The organism is Vibrio sp. MOR3 (assembly GCF_001557775.1).
Classification (GTDB): Bacteria; Pseudomonadota; Gammaproteobacteria; order Enterobacterales; family Vibrionaceae; genus Vibrio; species Vibrio jasicida.
Window position 1 is genome coordinate 116,373 of sequence record NZ_LNRD01000007.1, and the last position, 18,371, is coordinate 134,743.

Annotated in this window: 14 protein-coding genes; 5 read left to right on the forward strand and 9 right to left on the reverse strand. The window is 45.7% G+C overall.

Annotated features, from left to right (window positions below; translation table 11 throughout):
* The first annotated feature begins 3 nt into the window (after window positions 1-3).
* The 3 genes from mfd (at window position 4) to ATB76_RS15095 (ending at window position 4,867) form a co-directional block, all read left to right on the forward strand.
* On the forward strand, window positions 4-3,465 hold the full coding sequence (gene mfd / locus ATB76_RS15085; RefSeq protein WP_061035609.1) for a transcription-repair coupling factor: 3,462 nt from the start codon (window positions 4-6) through the stop codon (window positions 3,463-3,465).
* A gap of 7 nt (window positions 3,466-3,472) precedes the next feature.
* Complete coding sequence (locus ATB76_RS15090) at window positions 3,473-4,243, forward strand: peptidoglycan binding protein CsiV (protein WP_081094918.1); 771 nt, start codon at window positions 3,473-3,475, stop codon at window positions 4,241-4,243.
* Window positions 4,244-4,321: 78 nt separating this feature from the next.
* Entirely contained in the window at window positions 4,322-4,867 is a 546-nt protein-coding gene (locus tag ATB76_RS15095) for a GNAT family protein (protein WP_042602658.1), read from the forward strand.
* 118 nt (window positions 4,868-4,985) lie between these two features.
* Here the strand turns inward: ATB76_RS15095 and ATB76_RS15100 are convergent, their stop codons facing one another.
* The 7 genes from ATB76_RS15100 to hinT all read right to left on the reverse strand — a co-directional run bounded on the left by ATB76_RS15100 (window position 4,986) and on the right by hinT (window position 11,231).
* Window positions 4,986-6,275 (reverse strand): NAD(P)/FAD-dependent oxidoreductase, encoded by a 1,290-nt coding sequence (locus ATB76_RS15100; RefSeq protein ID WP_038866664.1) that lies wholly within the window; start codon window positions 6,273-6,275, stop codon window positions 4,986-4,988.
* A gap of 526 nt (window positions 6,276-6,801) precedes the next feature.
* Window positions 6,802-7,341: an alpha/beta hydrolase YcfP gene (ycfP, locus tag ATB76_RS15105; protein ID WP_038866663.1), complete on the reverse strand. Its 540-nt coding sequence runs from the start codon at window positions 7,339-7,341 to the stop codon at window positions 6,802-6,804.
* Between the two features lie 79 nt (window positions 7,342-7,420).
* Window positions 7,421-8,299 (reverse strand): thiamine kinase, encoded by an 879-nt coding sequence (gene thiK, locus ATB76_RS15110; RefSeq protein WP_038875911.1) that lies wholly within the window; start codon window positions 8,297-8,299, stop codon window positions 7,421-7,423.
* A gap of 43 nt (window positions 8,300-8,342) precedes the next feature.
* Window positions 8,343-8,933, reverse strand: coding sequence for a penicillin-binding protein activator LpoB (lpoB, locus tag ATB76_RS15115; protein WP_038866656.1), 591 nt, complete (start codon window positions 8,931-8,933; stop codon window positions 8,343-8,345).
* 87 nt (window positions 8,934-9,020) lie between these two features.
* Window positions 9,021-9,413, reverse strand: a complete 393-nt coding sequence (locus ATB76_RS15120) for a YcfL family protein (protein ID WP_038866655.1) — start codon at window positions 9,411-9,413, stop codon at window positions 9,021-9,023.
* The gene (locus tag ATB76_RS15125; RefSeq protein WP_061035660.1) at window positions 9,413-10,807 is read right to left on the reverse strand and encodes a hypothetical protein; all 1,395 of its coding nucleotides are present in this window, start codon (window positions 10,805-10,807) and stop codon (window positions 9,413-9,415) included. Before ATB76_RS15125 ends, ATB76_RS15120 begins: the two co-directional genes overlap by 1 nt.
* A gap of 73 nt (window positions 10,808-10,880) precedes the next feature.
* A complete protein-coding gene (hinT, locus tag ATB76_RS15130) occupies window positions 10,881-11,231 on the reverse strand; it encodes a purine nucleoside phosphoramidase (protein ID WP_038875905.1) in 351 nt (116 codons plus the stop codon).
* Window positions 11,232-11,466: 235 nt separating this feature from the next.
* On the opposite strand from hinT, the gene ATB76_RS15135 reads away from it, so the two are divergent.
* Both ATB76_RS15135 and ATB76_RS15140 read left to right on the forward strand, forming a co-directional pair.
* On the forward strand, window positions 11,467-13,458 hold the full coding sequence (locus ATB76_RS15135; protein ID WP_061035610.1) for a methyl-accepting chemotaxis protein: 1,992 nt from the start codon (window positions 11,467-11,469) through the stop codon (window positions 13,456-13,458).
* Window positions 13,459-13,623: 165 nt separating this feature from the next.
* Complete coding sequence (locus ATB76_RS15140) at window positions 13,624-14,784, forward strand: DUF1887 family protein (RefSeq protein ID WP_061035611.1); 1,161 nt, start codon at window positions 13,624-13,626, stop codon at window positions 14,782-14,784.
* 160 nt (window positions 14,785-14,944) lie between these two features.
* Here ATB76_RS15140 and udp read toward each other — a convergent pair whose 3' ends face one another.
* The gene (udp, locus tag ATB76_RS15145) at window positions 14,945-15,703 is read right to left on the reverse strand and encodes a uridine phosphorylase (RefSeq protein ID WP_038866646.1); all 759 of its coding nucleotides are present in this window, start codon (window positions 15,701-15,703) and stop codon (window positions 14,945-14,947) included.
* Between the two features lie 308 nt (window positions 15,704-16,011).
* Window positions 16,012-18,321, reverse strand: a complete 2,310-nt coding sequence (locus tag ATB76_RS15150) for a zinc/cadmium/mercury/lead-transporting ATPase (RefSeq protein WP_042602651.1) — start codon at window positions 18,319-18,321, stop codon at window positions 16,012-16,014.
* Between the last annotated feature and the right edge of the window lie 50 nt (window positions 18,322-18,371).

The window sequence follows — 18,371 nt, forward strand, 5'->3', positions numbered from 1 at the left end:
ACCATGACAAAAGCAACGATTCTTTCCGTCACTAATCCGTCTGAACGTGGCGATAAAAAACAGCTAGGGAATTTACCTGGCGCGTCATTACCAATGGCCATTGCAGAACTGGCAAAACAACACTCAAGCCATTCAGTCCTTGTGGTGCCCGATCCACAAATCGCGCTAAAACTACAAGCTGAAATTGAGCAGTTTACAGACCAAACCGTGAGCCTGTTCCCGGATTGGGAAACCTTGCCATACGATAATTTTTCACCGCACCAAGAAATTATCTCAGACCGAATTGCACGTTTATACCAGTTGCCTCATCAACGTAATGGGGTGACGATCGTACCAGTCAGCACAATCTTGCAACGTCAGTCTCCGAGAGACTTTTTGCTGCAACACACTTTGATGGTTAAGACGGGCGACCAGTTCTCACTCGAAAAGCTACGTGCTCAGCTAGAAAACTCGGGATACCGTCACGTCGATCAAGTGTTTGGACCGGGTGAATACGCCAGTCGCGGTTCGATCTTAGATTTGTTCCCTATGGGCAGCTCCGACCCTTATCGTATTGATTTCTTCGATGATGAGATCGACACGATACGAACTTTCGACCCAGAGAACCAACGTTCGATCGAAGACATCCAGCAGATCCAATTACTGCCTGCGCACGAATTTCCAACGACCAAGGTAGCAATCGAAGACTTCCGTACCCGTTGGCGTACACAGTTTGAAGCACGCCGAGAGCCTGAATCGATTTATATGCAGGTCACTAAAGGAACATGGCCTGCCGGTATCGAATATTGGCAACCATTGTTCTTCGATCACACAGAGACTCTGTTCGATTACTTACCAGAAGATTCGCAACTGATCATTTATGGAGACATCGAAGCAGCGGTCGATACTTTCTTAAATGACGTTGACTACCGTTACGATCAAAAGAAAATCGACCCACTCCGTCCGCTATTGGCCCCTCATGAACTGTGGCTAAAGAAAGACGAACTATTTAAGCACATCAAACAATTGCCTCAGGCCCTATTAAGCCTAGAGAAAATTGTTAAACGTGCTGGTCGTCAGAACCTCGCGGTACAGTCTTTGGCAGAGCTTGGTGTCCAGCAACAAAACAAAGAGCCACTGTCTCGCCTTCGCCAATTTAGCGAACAATTTACGGGAAAAATCGTCTTTTCTGTAGAATCAGAAGGCCGTCGTGAAGCGCTGACAGAACTGTTGCAAGGCATCAAAGTACGTCCCGTGGTTCATGGCTCAATATACCAAGCACTAGATTCAAATGACCGATTCAGCCTGATACTTGGCGCTGCAGAACATGGCTTTATCCATGATGAGCTGAACTTTGTACTAATTTGTGAAAGCGATCTACTCGGCGACCGCGTTATCCAACGCCGTCGCAAAGACAAAAAAACCGTCAATAGTGACACCGTCATTCGCCACCTTGCTGAACTAAAACCGGGGCAACCTGTCGTACACATTGACCACGGTATCGGACGCTACATCGGCCTGCAAACGCTTGAAGCCGGTGGTATGAAAACGGAATACGTTACCCTTGAGTATCAAAACGATGCCAAACTTTACGTTCCGGTTTCTTCCCTGAACTTAATCAGCCGTTATTCTGGCGGTGCAGAAGAGAGTGCACCACTGCATAAACTCGGCGGTGAAGCGTGGGCAAAAGCACGTCGTAAAGCGGCAGAAAAAGTACGTGACGTCGCAGCAGAACTTCTGGATGTTTACGCAAAACGCGAGCTAAAACCGGGTTACAAATTCGAGTTGGATCGTGGCCAATACGCCACATTCAAAGCGACATTCCCATTTGAAGAAACGGACGACCAATCCACCGCCATCAATGCGGTACTTTCGGACATGTGCCAAGCAAAAGCGATGGACCGACTCGTATGTGGTGACGTTGGCTTTGGTAAAACCGAAGTTGCAATGCGAGCAGCCTTCGTGGCAACAGACAACAGCAAGCAGGTGGCCGTATTGGTGCCGACTACCCTGCTCGCTCAGCAGCACTTTGAAAACTTCCGTGATCGTTTTGCTAACTTACCAATTCGTGTAGAGGTCCTTTCGCGCTTTAAATCAGCGAAAGAGCAGAAAGTGATCCTTCAAGACGTCGCGGACGGTAAAGTAGACATCGTTGTTGGTACCCATAAGCTGCTTTCAAGCGACATTAAATTCAAAGATCTTGGCTTGTTGATCGTCGACGAAGAACACCGTTTTGGTGTACGCCAGAAAGAGAAAGTAAAAGCAATGCGTGCCGATGTCGACATCCTAACGCTGACGGCAACGCCAATCCCTCGTACGCTGAATATGGCGATGAGTGGTATGCGTGATTTATCGATCATCGCAACGCCACCAGCGCGTCGTTTAGCGATCAAGACGTTTGTGCGCCAGCATGAAGATTCGGTCGTTCGTGAAGCCGCATTGCGAGAAATTATGCGCGGTGGTCAAGTGTACTTCCTGCATAACCAAGTCGAAACCATCGAGAAAACCGCTGAAGACTTGCAAAAGCTGATCCCAGAAGCTCGTGTGACGGTTGCCCACGGTCAAATGCGTGAACGCGAACTAGAACGCATCATGAACGACTTCTACCACCAGCGTTTCAACTTACTCGTTTGTACCACTATTATTGAAACAGGTATCGACGTTCCGACGGCAAACACCATTATCATGGATCGTGCCGATAACCTTGGTCTTGCGCAGCTTCACCAATTACGTGGTCGTGTAGGTCGTTCGCACCACCAAGCTTATGCTTACTTATTGACACCACATCCGAAAGCCATCACCAAAGACGCCATCAAACGTCTTGATGCTATTGCTTCGTTAGAAGATCTGGGCGCAGGTTTCACTCTTGCGACGCACGATCTTGAGATTCGTGGCGCAGGTGAGCTATTAGGTGACGAACAAAGTGGTCAAATTCAATCGGTTGGCTTTACACTGTATATGGAGATGCTTGAACAAGCGGTTGAAGCATTGAAAGAAGGTAAAGAACCATCGTTGGATGACTTGCTTCGTGACCAAACGGAAATTGAAATGCGTATTCCAGCCTTGTTACCGGATGACTACATCCCTGACGTGAATACACGCCTATCAATGTACAAACGCATTGCAAGCGTCAGCGACAACGAAGGCTTGTCGGAATTGAAGGTAGAACTGATTGATCGCTTTGGCTTATTACCAGATGCAACCAAAAACCTTCTCTCTGTCTCAGAACTGAAAATTGGGGCAGGAAGTCTCAAAGCGAAGAAAATTGAGGCACATGATAAGGGCGGATTCATCGAGTTTTACCCTGATGCTGACATAAACCCAGCGTATTTGGTTAAACTCCTGCAATCACAGCCGCAAAAATTTGCAATGGAAGGTCCAACTAAGTTCAAGTTTAGCGTACCATTAACGGACCGACGAAAACGCATTCAGTTTGTTCAAGACTTACTGAATGATTTTAAACAGAATTTATTACCAACGAGCTAATAGTCGAATGAGAATACTGATCCCATTATTGCTTCTTTGTGTCTCAATGCCTACTTGGGCTGCGCGTCAATTTGATATTGAAGTAATTATTTTCAAGCGAGCAGTTAACGCTGAAAGTACCAGTGAATCATGGCCAAATGAGCTGCCAAAAATCGAAATGAGCAACGTAGGCAGCTTAGACAGTGAGTCTTACCGCCGTTCTAAAGGCGTCACTTTGCTACCACGTTCTTCTTTCCGTTTGAATGCACAAGAATCAGCATTGAACAATCACGCCGGCTTCAAAGTGCTTAAACACGTAGCCTGGCGTCAAGGCGACCGCGGCAAGGCAAGCGCGCCGATCTTCCATATCGTGGGTGGACGTGATTTCTCAGGCTCTTACAACGCTGACGGCAGCCAAATCAATGGCAATGCACAATTACTTTCAACCGATGGTTACAGTGAAGAAACCGTTAACGGCCCGCTCTACGAGTTAGACGGCAAACTTCAAATCTACGTTCAGCACTACTTGTTCGCTGAGACCACCATAGATTTACGTGAGCCCGCTGTACGTGAAGTTCGTATCGAGTCTCAGCCTTCTGAGCAAATGACGAATGAGTTAGGTGAAGTGGACGGCAACGTTCAAGTAGGCAACTTGGCAGAAGTTTCACCAACCATCACTGAAGAGAAGTTCTTGAAGAGCTTCCGCATGGATCAGAAGCGCCGTATGCGCAGTAGTGAAACTCACTACTTAGACAACCCATTGATGGGAATGATCATTCAAGTTCGTCGCGTTCGATAAGAGCAACATAAACATAAAAGCGCAGCACTGGCTGCGCTTTGTTTTATCTAGCGCCAAACAAGGAAGTCGTATCTGTTCATGAGTCCAGATTTTGAAATCATCACCCCACGCTTGGCACTCAAGCTTATTCCCTCAGAACAAGCCCACTCACTACAACGCTTGTTAGTTGAATCCCCTTCCCTACATCAATGGTTAGATTGGTGTGACGAAAACGTCACCCTCAAAGACGCGCAGGACTTCCTTCTTGCCACTCGCTTAAATTGGGTAAAAACGGAAGCGTTTGGATTTGGTATTTATGATCGTGAATACAACAATTTACTTGGAATGGCTGCTGTAAACGAGCTTTACCATACATTCAACATGGCGAGTATTGGCTACTGGGTTGCAGATAAATACCAACGAAAAGGCTATGCACAAGAAGCAATTCGAGCACTGGCTGAATTTTGTTTCGCCAAGCTTAGCCTAACGCGAGTAGAGATCGTCTGCGATCCAGACAACATTGCCAGTCAAGCATTAATCGAATCAGTCGGAGCGAAGAAAGAAGCCATTGCTAGAAATCGTTTTATCTTCCACGGAAAACCAAAAGATGGCGTTGTGTATTCGTTGTTACCCACTGATTTGTAATTAATCGAATGAAAGTGTTCGATTTTAAGACAACAAAAAAGCCACCGACAGACGGTGGCTTTTCGTTTTGATTGTTTGTCTTTCTATCAAGTCAGCAATAGAAAGCCAAGTCATCAAATTAGTGTAGCTTCAAGTTTGGACGAAGTACGCGGTTAATACGGCCAACGAGCATCATCAAGCCAGTCTTAATCACGCCATGCAATGCCATTTGGTGCATACGGTATAGCGAGATGTATACAACACGCGCGATACGACCTTCAACCATCATAGAGCCTTTGGTTAAGTTCCCCATCAAGCTACCAACTGTAGAGAAGCGGCTTAGCGAAACCAAAGAACCATGGTCTTTGTAAACGTAGTCTTTCAGTTCGCGACCGTTAAGCTTAGCGACGATGTTGCTGAACGCTTGGCTTGCCATTTGGTGTGCTGCTTGAGCGCGTGGCGGTACGAATGAACCATCAGGTTGAGTACATTGCGCCAAATCACCAATAACAAAGATGTCATCGTCACGAGTAGTTTGAAGCGTACCTTTAACCACAAGTTGGTTGATACGGTTTGTTTCTAGGCCGGCAATGTCTTTGATAAAGTCAGGGGCCTTAATACCCGCTGCCCACACCATGATTTGCGCAGGAATTTTCTCGCCGTCTTTAGTGGTTAAACCGTCTTTATCCGCTTGCGTTACCATGGTAGCAGTACGCACGTTAACACCGAGTTTAACCAGCTCTTGGTGCGCCGCAGAAGAAATACGCGGTGGCAATGCCGGAAGAATACGCTCACCTGCTTCCACTAGGTTCACGTTTAGTTTGCTCGAGTCTAAGTCACCAAAGCCGTAAGTACGCAGCTCTTTCACTGCGTTGTGCAGTTCTGCTGACAGCTCCACACCCGTTGCACCCGCACCAACAATCGCAATATCCACGGTACCGTTACCATTTTTCGCGTGCAGTTTTAGGAACTCATTGTTCATGCCAGAACGGAAACGGTGCGCCTGTTCTGGACTATCTAGGAAGATACAATTTTCACGAACACCGGGAGTGTTGAAGTCATTAGACGTAGAGCCAATCGCCATCACTAGAATGTCGTACTCTAGTTCGCGACTTGGCATAAGAAGCTCGCCATGTTCGTCTTTAAGCTCACTAAGAATGATCACTTTACGTTCACGGTCGATGTCTTGAAGGCTGCCCATTTGGAAGTCAAAACTGTGGTTTTTCGCGTGAGCACGGTAACTCAATGCGTCCACACCTTCATCCAATGAACCAGTTGCTACTTCATGCAACAGCGGTTTCCACAAGTGGCTCGCTTTACGGTCTACCAGTGTAATTTGCGCACGGTTCTTACGACCAAGAGTTCGACCTAGCTTGGTTGCCAATTCAAGGCCACCAGCACCGCCGCCTACAACGATAATGCGTGTCACAATGTTATCCTCTACAAAAATGAATATATGGGTTCAGCTCGAAGCTCTGACTCACAGTCTTACTGTGGTAAAGCATCCAACCGATGAATTCTTTGGTCTCTAGAGGTGAGCTCACTTTTTGGATAAATCCAATGCCATCTTTAATGTGCGTGTTTGATTAACTTGCTGATGTGGCATTGCTCGTTTGTCTGAAAGATACGATCTCAGACAAAAAATGGGCAAGTTTCTTACTCGCTCTCAATTTTTTTTGATATTTATCAAATTATTTTTACCAAGTTCATTATATAGGGCAATCTTTTGATGGCAACAAAAATCCTTGCTAGGAATACGGATTGGCTAATTTTCAACTGTTTAACGGTATCGTTTTCGTGCCACAAAAGGTTAAAACGATAAATCAAGATAATAAATCGCTACAAAATGTAAATATCTACAGAATTATTGCTATCAAGTTACGTCTTGCAAAAACAAAAACAGCACTTCGAAAAGTGCTGTTTAAACATAGTCAGTTTGTTCGTTTTTATGCAAATTACGCGTTCTTGAATGCCTTCATCGCCTGCAAGTGGTGAGAGATCTTCTTGAATTTATGCGTTTGGGTTTCATCCCAAATGATGTCGTAATGTTTCTCTAATTCCGACGCCGTTTTTCCATTGTCGTGAATCTCATCTTCTTTCGACAAAATCACTAAACAACGCGCTTTGTTCTTAGCACGAAACTCCTCAACACACTTGGTCGCAATGTCTTCGTACTCTTCTGGACGATCAATACGTCCTGCCATTGTCTTCTCAGGATGCAAGTTCGGGTTGAACATCACTTGCTTAATGCCGCAGAGAAAACCGATACGCTCTGACCAATAAGCACCTAAACCAACACCACAGATTAATGGGTTCGAATCGTCAGATTGGTCAATCACCTTAGACACTTCTTTCAGCAGGTGCTGCATATCGTGTTTTGGATGAAGTGTACTGTAGTTGATGAAACGAATGTCATCATCGATGAATTGCAGTTGCAGAACTTTTTCGTGGTTACCTGGGCTTGTACTATCAAAGCCGTGCAAGTAAATAATCATGTGTACCTCTCCCTGTGACTTGCTGGTACTTTCACTTTAAACTACCACTATTTCCTTATGGTTAAAGAGGAAAAAGCCATCAGTTCTCAAAACAGTGATCTTCCATACATAATAAGTCTTTAAACTCGTATGCACTGCTCAAGTATTGTTCATCATCCCATAATTTGTAGGCCAATAAATACCAAAGCATCGCCATCATTCGAGTTCTTGGCATCCACGCTCGCACGCCTTCCAACCATAAAGCGACGTCTTCAATGCCACGAGTTTGGCAATACTGTTCTACACCTTGTTCAATAGGCACGTCGGCGAGTTGCAGAATCAAGGTCAAGTCGAGCCTTGGATCCGCTAAGCCAGCGTACTCCCAATCGATCACTTTCACGCCCTCTTCGCCTCGAACTAAATTGTAACACCCAAGATCAAAATGACACAGCGCTGCAGGGACTTGCGCCACGCTTGGCTCAGAACGCCACTTTAGATAAAGCGCTTCGTACTCAGTGCCGACGTACTGGCCAGCCAGTTCCAACCAATAATGATCGATGCGCGAAAGATACGAGAACGGTACTAAAGGAACCGCCTTTGCAGGATATTCATGAATCCTAGCAGCAATCGGCAATAGCTCTTCAATATCAATACCTGGCTTCGTCAGCGTTTCACCCGGCACCCATTCCACTAACAAACCTTGCTCATGCACAAAGACAGGCTTTGGTCCTAGGTTGAGAGGGGCAATCGCGTTAAGCACTTGATATTCGTTATGACGAGATATAGCAAAGGCCTTACACACGTTGCTGGTCGGGCGCCAGACGTAAGCAAGGCCTTCTGAGGATTCCAACCGCCAACAGCGATTGGTTAACCCACCAGTGACGGTTTGTACCTTCACTGGTGGAGAAGCAAAGAAGCTATCAAGGGTATTAAGACTTGGGTCTAATTGTTTCGCTTGTTGCCAAGAAAACCACGCCATTAATGACTTCTCCACTCAAGGTCGTAGGACCAAATAGAATCAATTAAAGACCAAATAGGCTCTTCGATTGCTCTTTACGGATTTCAGTTTCATCCGCCCATTCGATCAGACCAGTTTCTAGATCCATCAGACGCATCGTCATTTTGTAATATACGTCTTTGTCGCTACCCGCATCTTTTACGATGCTAGAAAGGTTACCGTAAAGCATGTATTGCGCACCGACCATTTTACCGAACTGAATTGCCGTACTTTGGTTCACTAGCTCATCCGTATTTTGGAAGTTTAGTTGCTCACGAACTGACTCAACACGATCCATATCCACGAAACGGAACTTACCTGAGTTCAACATCTTAGTAGAAATAGTGTCGGTGATAGACTCCGTATCGATGTGCTCACTTGTTTTGTTCTTGATGCGCTCAACAAATACGATAGGACGTTGGTCACGAGTAATTGCTGCCACTGAACCTGACATCATCATGCTGTCTACCATTTCACCAGCAATTTTTTGTAGATCCGTCGAGCCGAAATCGATGGTTGTAGTTTCAGTCGCTTGCGCATCACCGTAAGAGACTTTGTTTGAACAACCACCCAAAATGACGGCAAGACCTAAAAGAGCAATAATACTTTTTTTCATGAGAGTTCCTTAGTTTGTGTTTCATCCCAAGGCGTCTCCACCTTGGAAAAGCAGCAAGCTGCCTAAAATTATTTACCCAAAAGTGGGTTAGTTATCTTGTGCTTCGCGAATTTGTACACGGAATTGGGTACCGTTTGGATTCACTGTCACTTCTGACAGCGTCACTTGCTCAAATCCACGTACGATCATTTTTCGCCAAGGGCCTGGCTTGGTGTTCACTTCCAACCCAGAATTGTCATACCAGTAAAAACGATAAAGGATTTCTTGGTCACCTTTGTAGTTGCTACTTAGTTGTACAACACCGCGTGGACGATCATCCACGTAAGTCGTCGTAATATTATCGACTAATAAACGACTGCCCATTACGTTATCGTGGAAGAATACTTTTTGTGTTTGGCCGTCAATTCGGATACCCGCGGTATTATCAGCGCACCCCGCTAAACCAATGATCATTACCAAGCCAATAAGCCATGCTTTCATTACAATCTCCCTAATTGTTTGTGCCATACCGTCGAATGCGTTCCCTGTCGAGAAACCCACACCAACGTGGTTTGCTGTGCTGGCACTTCAAATTGATACACCTGATCACCAACATTGATACTTTGCTGCCCCGGTTTCACAACTTTAGACGCCGTTTTGACCGTCCCAGGAAGCGTCTGCCAACTTCGGGTATCAGGTTGTTCGGTTAATGTATTCCACACATTGAAAAGAATGTTGCCGACATCGTCACCTTTTGCGGCTTCTTTGCGAATTCGGTCTTTCGCCCAAACACGAATGGCTTGACGGATCACGATGGTCGTTAAACGCTCATGCAAATCATTTTGCGCCATCGCATTCACATCCACTAACGTACTCGAAGGCAGTTTCTTGCCATTCAAAGCCACATCACCGAAACGTTGTGTGCCACGTTTTGGGTAGTAAGGCAGTGCGAGTGAATAAATCGCACCGTCACCTCGGCTGTCATAAATCGGCAAGTCAATACGCCAACCTTGCAGAGCGTCTACCACGCCTTGCTCGTCTATCACGATCACGCGCCCTTGTGACTTACTCAGTCCTGAAGGCGCTTTGCCGTAACGTTTTTCCAGCATACGAAGATCTTGACGCATACCGAGCTTTTTCGCGGCATACATTGCACTTTCAATCACTTGTTTGTTATCTGGCATCACAGCGAGCGCGCGACGATAGTCTACGTACGCACTGTTCAAATCTCGTGACGCTTCATAAAGCAAACCTGAAAGGTAGAACAAGTAACCGTTTTGCACTGAGCTAAGCTTCTTGCCTGCGTCCGGGTAGTTAGCTAACACGCTACCTAGGTTCGCTGACATACCTTGCTTCTTAAGATCCTTCTCTGCCTGCTTTAGTTCCTTTTCACGTGCTTTCTTTGCAGCTTCCTGAACTTGATTGGCTCGGCGCATTTCAACCAAAGCTCCTTCAAGATCATTTTTCTGTAAGTAGTTAAGGCCTAAATACAAATGCAAAAAGCCGAGTTCATAGTCGGCTGGTTGGTATTCATTTAGATTGTCGTTAACGGCTAAAGAACCCACGCTGGTCGCCGTCTCCGTGACAGAAATCGTGGCACGGTCTTGTTGCTTACGTACTGCACGGTCGCTGTCTTCAAGCGAGCTCAAACTGGTTGGGTAATCTGCTGCAAGAAAAGAGATTCGGCCTTGCTCGAAATTACCAAGTATCTCGCCACCTACATCGCTTGATTGAAGTTGCTCAGCTTTCGCGTATTCACCTGCAACCACCGCTTGGTAAACTTCTTTATTTTGGTCACTGTAATGACTGAACAGGTTGCCAGCGGATAAATTCGCACACCCTGTCGCGAGCAAGGTCCAGCTAATTAATCCGAATAGCTTCACACCATGTTTCACATTTATCTCCACAAATGTGTCGTTCGAGGAATAAAGAAGTGGATGACGTTCTTCATCCACTTCCTTCTAAAGATTAGCTCAATACCATAGGACCTAAAGGACGACCGCCCACTAGGTGCATATGAATATGATAGACTTCCTGACCGCCATGTGAGTTACAGTTTACGATTAAACGGTAACCGTCTTCTGCAATGCCTTCTTCTTTCGCTAGTTTTTTCGCTACGGTGAACATGCGTCCCATCATTGCTTCATCATCCGCTTCCACATCATTTGTGGTTGGGATTAGCTTGTTTGGAATGATAAGGATGTGGCTTGGCGCACGCGGATTAATGTCGCGAAATGCCGTCACTAGCTCATCTTGGTAAAGGACATCTGCTGGGATTTCTTTGCGAATAATTTTGCTAAAGATGGTTTCTTCCGCCATGGGTACTCCATTTTATAAGGTGTGTAACCTATTTAGTATGCGCTAAGCCAAAAGCGAGCTCAATAAAAAACAGTGTTCACTTAACATTATCAATATAACTCGTGACGTTGAAGCTTTTTTTGTCGTGTGCGTCATAAAATGTGCGTCGCAAACTCAATACAATCCGATGAATTTTGTTACTTTTTTAAGACAATTCTTATTTACGTTGTCTATTTTTGGGAGAGGAAGCTCACTTATGCGAGGTTCAGTAATTAAACGGATGTATGCAGGCTTCGCGCTGATCATCGTCCTTTTCGCGGTCACGATTGCCATTATGATGGGGGGCATGAATGATATTCACGGCAAATTTGAGACAGTATCTAAATCATCACTTCCACTGGTATCCCTATCCAACCAAACCAGTGTCGAGCTACTTTCTGCGGACAAATCTTTTAAAGACTTCCTGACCACGGAGAATAAACTGCGCATGGATGAAATGCGTCAGGAGTTTGCTAAATCTCAACAACGATTCGAAGGCACATTAGGCCAACTTGAAGTGGCCAGCCAAATCTACCCTTCCCTAGCAGAACCTTTTTCTCAGCTTAAAGAACTTGAGCAGAGCTACTTTACCGAAGCAAAGGAAGCAATGGACAACTACGAAGCGATGTTTGCGGCACAAGAAGAAGTGCAGAAGTCTTCTCGTCGTTTCCAAAAGCTCAACACCGAACTTTCCGTTGGTCTGAAAGAATACGTAGCCGATCAATCAAGCATCTCAGTCAAAGTGATGGCAAAAAGCTATTTCATTAAGCTAAAAGATGCAGAGGTGATCACATCGGACGCATTGGCTAGCTCAAATCCAGAGTTTGTGACTCAAGCCGTTGCGAAAAACCGTAAAGCGGTTACGCACCTGAATTACGCATTTCGTGGATTGGTTACTCAGTTACCTGAGCTTAAAAAAGCCTTTGGTGATTCAGTGGATCAATTTACTCGAGACGTAGGCATGCGTGGTGGTGTATTAGACCAACACAACAACTACTTATCTGCTCGTTCTGCGCTGTACAACAATATCACAAATCTAGCGACTAAAGTTGATTCAAGCATGTCGATTCTGGAGCAATTTACAACAACAGCGACAGACAAATTGAATGAGTCTCTGACCGATGCAGGTGACATCTATTCTGCTGGTGTAACCAAAGCTATTGTGATCGCAGTGATTGTGGTTCTGTTTGCGACGGCTATCGGCTATCACATTGCACAAAGTGTACGTGAACCATTGACTCGTATCTTGAAGGTATTAGAAAGCTTGACCGAAGGTGACATGACGCAGCGCATCGATAACCGTTACAACAACGAGTTCAGCCGCGTGAGTGGTCACATTAATACGTTGGCAGACAGCCTGCACAACATTCTTGTGAAATTAAATGATGCCTCAGATAACCTTGCATCTACCGCATCAACGAATGAACAAACTTCTTCTCAAGCGCAATCTAAATTGAATGCGCAGCGCGAGCAAACCGCGACCGTCGCAACCGCAATGACAGAGATGTCACATTCGGTGCAGGAAGTAGCGCAAAGTGCACAAGGCTCACTTGAAATGGTTCAGCGTGTAGAAACCGCCTCGGACCAAGGTCGAAATGTCATGAACAGCAACATTTCGACGATTAACCAACTTGAAACACGCTTGAACGAATCGGTGTCTGCCGTTTCTGAACTGCAAAAGATGAGTGGTCAAATTGGCTCGATTCTGGATGTGATTCGTAACATTGCCGAGCAGACCAACTTGCTTGCCCTAAATGCCGCAATTGAAGCTGCACGTGCCGGCGAACAAGGTCGTGGTTTTGCGGTCGTCGCAGATGAAGTTCGTGTGCTTGCCTCCAAGACCACACAATCGACAACTGAGATTGAGGCAATGATCAGTAACCTACAATCAAGTTCGCAATCCGCTAACCAAGTCATCCAAAGTTGCATGAGTGACATGGAAATGTCAGTAGAGCAAGCATCGAAAGCCAATAGCTCAATGGAAGAAATCCAAGCGCTTATTATCGAAATCAGCCAAATGAGTACGCATATTTCTCAGGCGGCAGCAGAGCAAAGCGAGACGTCAGCTGACATTGCACGCAATATTGAAGACATCAACAGTATCGCAGATGAAAGCTACCATGCGATGTCGAGCATCGCTCAGACCAGCGAATCGTTAACCCAACTGGCTCATCAGCAAAACGAGTTAGTTCATCGATTTAAACTATAAGAGCAGCATCGACAGTTAACAGATTTTTTGCAACCAACTGTATAAGGGCGACTTTTTATTGAAGTCGCCCTTGTTTTTTATGAGCCTTGTCTACATATGGTTAATATGGCTTGCTCATCCCTTTTCTTTTCTCTTTTCGAGCAAGCCAAATAAGAAGGAAAATCTATGGCTGTTCATGTTGGTATTATCGACCAAGACCCAGTGAGATTGGTCACTCCTCTTTTGGATAATCGCACTGTTAGCACACATATCGTCTTCATCGGCGACAAAAGCCAATCTGATATGTACGAGCGACTGAGTGCCGTGTTGGAGCAGCGAGAAATTACTTCTGAATTTTTTGAAGTTCCTTCTGTTGTAAACACTTCTCTTATTAAGCAATCGATCCATAAATTGGCAAAAGACCTCCATGATAGAGGTGAAGAAGTAAAACTGAATGCAAGTTGCGGCCTTCGCCACCGACTGCTTTCTGTGTATGAAGTTTTCCGTACGTACCGCTGGCCAATCTTTGTCGTTGAGCCAAACAGCGACAAACTTTGCTGGCTGTATCCTGATGGTAAAGAAGACACGCAAGTTGAAGACCACATCACCATCTCTGATTACCTGACTATCTTCGGTGCACGCGGTGAATTCCACCACGTCGATCTGCCTCCTCAACTAGACCAAAAACTTTATGAACTGGGTGAGCGTTGGGCTTCTAATGCGCTAGAACTTGGTCCTGGACTGGCGACGCTTAACTATCTTGCGACGACATGTCGTAAAGAACAAAAGTTAGATGTAGAGCTTTCTGAGAAGCAGCAAGGCTACCGTGAACTGAATATGCTTCTGACTGATTTGGTGGAAGCAGAAATTGCGACCTATGAAAATGGGGTTCTCACCTTTATCGATGAAGATGCTCGTCGCTTCTCAAATGGTGAATGGTTAGAAACGTTAGTTCACAGCACTGTGAAGCAAATCCAAGACACAATGCCGACTATTCAAGACCGATCGTTGAACGTTCAGGTTTATCGCAAACTTGGCGAAAGCGAAGTTCGTAACGAGCTTGATGTTGCGACTGTGGTGAACAACAAGTTACACATCATCGAATGTAAAACTAAAGGCATGCGTGATGATGGCGATGATACCTTGTACAAATTGGAGTCATTGCGCGACCTTCTAGGTGGTCTGCAAGCGCGAGCAATGTTAGTTAGCTTCCGCCCACTGCGTCATAACGATATCACTCGTGCAGAGGACTTAGGTTTGGCGCTTATTGGCCCTGATGAGCTGAAAGATCTGAAAACACACCTAAGTGCATGGTTTGAAGCCGCCGGTGGTTCTGACGAAATCTAATCGTCGATATAGATCAAAAATCAAAAAAAGCAGCCTCGAGCTGCTTTTTTATTGCGTCAGATTTGTTGTTTGAATACTCAGACAAAACTGCCAGATAGAAAAAACCAGAGGCGAACCTCTGGTTTTTCCCGTTTGTTTAAATGCCAACTAACCGTTGTGCTTAAAGCATCTTACGCGCTGCTTCTACTACAACTTTAATTGAGCGAGCTTCCGTTTCTTTCAGCGTTGCATGATCTGGAATCTCTTTTTGTGTACGGTTGATGATAACACCCGCCACACAACCTGCTTTCAAGCCAGAGCTTGCACACATGGTTAGCAGTGTTGCTGACTCCATTTCGAAGTTCAGAACGCCCATGTCTTGCCACTCTTGCATAGAACCTTGGAAACGCTTAACAACACGGCCAGAGAATGTGTCGTAACGCTCTTGACCAGGGTAGAAAGTGTCACTTGAAGCAGTCACGCCCATATGAACGGTTGCACCAGACTCTTCAACAGCCGCTTTCATTGCTGTTGCGATTTCGAAGTCTGCTACTGCTGGGAACTCCATTGGAGCAAAGTGTAGGCTCGCGCCGTCTAGACGAACAGAACCTGTCGTAACGATCATGTCACCTACGTTTACGTGTGGCTGGATTGCACCAGTAGTACCAACACGTAGGAAAGTGCGAACGCCAAGTTGCGCTAGTTCTTCTACTGCGATAGACGTAGATGGACCGCCGATACCTGTAGAACAAACCACAACAGGTTTACCGTCTAGCTCTGCACGGTATAGCGTGTATTCACGGTGACTTGCTAGAAATACTGGGTTTTCCATTTCTTCTGCGATTTTTTGTACGCGTGCAGGATCGCCTGGAATGATTGCTAGAGTCGCACCATTAAGATCCGCTTCAGTAACACCTAAATGGAATACAGCTTGAGACATAAGTCGCTCCTTGTTGTGGCTTATTTTGTAAGCAATAAGCTCATTAGTAAGTTGTTGGGTACAGATGCACTGTAGCGAACCTTTTACCAACATAGAGTGATCATAATCACAATGAAACAATGTAATAAACTTACACTTTCAAATAAAAACGGTTTTGATCACACTTTGAAAGCCATAAAGCTATTGTGTTGCATAATAAACAGTGACTCTTCAATCAAGTCATTCAGGAAAATGATTTCAATCATACAAATACAAAAGCCCGAGGCGAATCCACCTCGGGCTAATAATTAATCGATTAGATCGTGAAATTACTTTACTTGTTTGGACTCGAATCGAAGCAATCTCAAAGCATTTAGAGTCACCAAGGCCGTAGCACCACTGTCAGCAAGTACCGCAACCCATAGGCCTGTAATACCTAACAAACTAGTCACTAAGAACACCCCTTTTAAACCCAAAGCCAAAGCAACGTTCTGACGAATGTTATTTAATGTTGCGCGTGATAGCTCAATCATGGCTGGCAGTTCCACCAAGCGGTTGTGAGTCAGCGCAGCATCTGCAGTCTCTAAGGCAACGTCTGTACCGCCTCCCATGGCAATACCAATGCTGGATGCTTTCATTGCTGGGGCATCATTAATACCGTCACCAACCATTGCAACCGTGTGCTGCGCAGAAATTTCTTCGACATAATGGACTTTGTCGGCAGGCAGTAAACTCGCCTTGTAATCGAGACCAATTTGGTTCGCAATCGCTTCAGCACTGCGTGGGTTATCACCGGTTAGCATAACAGATGAAATACCCAGTTGTTTCAAAGCCGCAACCGCTTGCTGAGCATCTTGACGTAACGTATCTTGCCACGCAATCAGACCAATAACTTGAGAGTCATGGCGAGCAACAACCACTGTTTTACCCTGCCCTTCAAGCTCAAGTACACGATCTTCGACTTCTTTATTCAACTTGAATTCGGCTTTAGAAGGTGCAATCACTTGAACCACTTTGCCATCGACTAAGCCAGTCACACCAGAACCTACCTGCGCAGTTTTGTCTGTGGCTTCAGGAATCATCACGCCTTGGTCTTGAGCTTTGTTCACCAGTGAAATCGCTAGCGGATGGCTTGAACCGATTTCAATCGATGCAGTTAGGCTCAATAGCTGCTCATCAGTCACACCTATCGCAACCACATCGGTCACTTGAGGTTTACCTTGTGTCAATGTACCTGTTTTGTCGAACGCAACGGACTCAACACGTCCCAACAGTTCCAATGCTGCACCACCTTTGATGAGGGCGCCTCGTTTTGCTGCCGCTGCTAAACCAGAAGTAATCGCCGCAGGTGTCGAGATAACTAACGCACATGGACAAGCAATCAATAGTAACGCTAAGCCTCGGTATACCCATGTTTCCCAAGGCTGAGCAAACAGCAATGGTGGTGTGATAATGACAAGTAGCGACACCAACATCATCAAAGGAGTGTACCAACGGCTGAACTTATCTAAGAAGCGTTCTAGTGGAGCTTTGCGTGATTCCGCTTCTTCGATCAAATGAAGAATTCGGTCAATCGCGTTTTCACCTTGGCGAGACGTCACTTGAATTTGCACGACTTTGTCGACAACCACAGCGCCAGCCATGATTTTCCCACCTTCAATGTGTTCAACTGGTAGCGATTCACCGGTAAGAGCACTTTCATCAAAGCTTGCGGCTTGATTGATAAGAACACCGTCAGCAGGCATACGCCCCCCCGGTGCCACTTCAATCACGTCACCCGGCTGAAGTTGAGAAGCAGGGACTTCTTTACGCTCTCCGTTCACAATCAAAGTCGTGTTTTCTGGCACCAAATCCATCAGAGCCTGAACACCGCTACGAGCACGGGAGGATGCATATGCTTCTAACTTTTCACCAATAAGGAAAAGCAATAGCACCATCGCAGCTTCTGCGGTTTCACCAAGATACAGCGCACCTAAAGCCGCCACACTCATGAGCGTCTCGATAGCAAAGGGCGTACCACTGCGTGCGAGTTTGAAAGCTTTCATTGCCACTGGGTATAGACCCAACAAACAGGTCAAGGTAAACAACCACGTGCTCAGCATCGGATTAACGTCCGAAATAAGACCGGCAAATGCCATCGCACCTGCAATAGAAAGTATCTGAGCATTGTCTTTGATGATACCTAACCAACCCTTCTTCTCAGCTTTTGGCTTTGGAGCATCGGTCGAAGACAGTGGGAATCCTGTTTGTTGTGAGATTTGTTCAATAACAGGCGCAAGAGCGCGATTGTCAAAATCAACCACCAGCTTTTCCGTCGCAAACAAGACTTTGGCCTTGAGTACACCGTCTATAGAAGAAACGGCTTTTTCAAGCTTTTGGGCACAGGCAGGGCAATCCATGCCAGACACCAACCAGCTATGGCGAATCGAGGTTTCTATGGGTTCGGCAGGGCCTTCTTCATCAGCAGGGTCATTACTACAACCACCACTGCTGCTGCAACATGACTCTTCTGAAGCCATAACACTGGCTTGAGTGATATTTAAGGTTGGTTTTGTTGGTGCGGAACAAGACTCCGTAGCACCTATTGCCACCGCAGATTTGATTTTGCCTGATTGGCAACCTTGATGTTTATTACACATAATTCACTTTCCTTATTGGTGATAAGTCTTTATCTACCGTAAAGAATAAA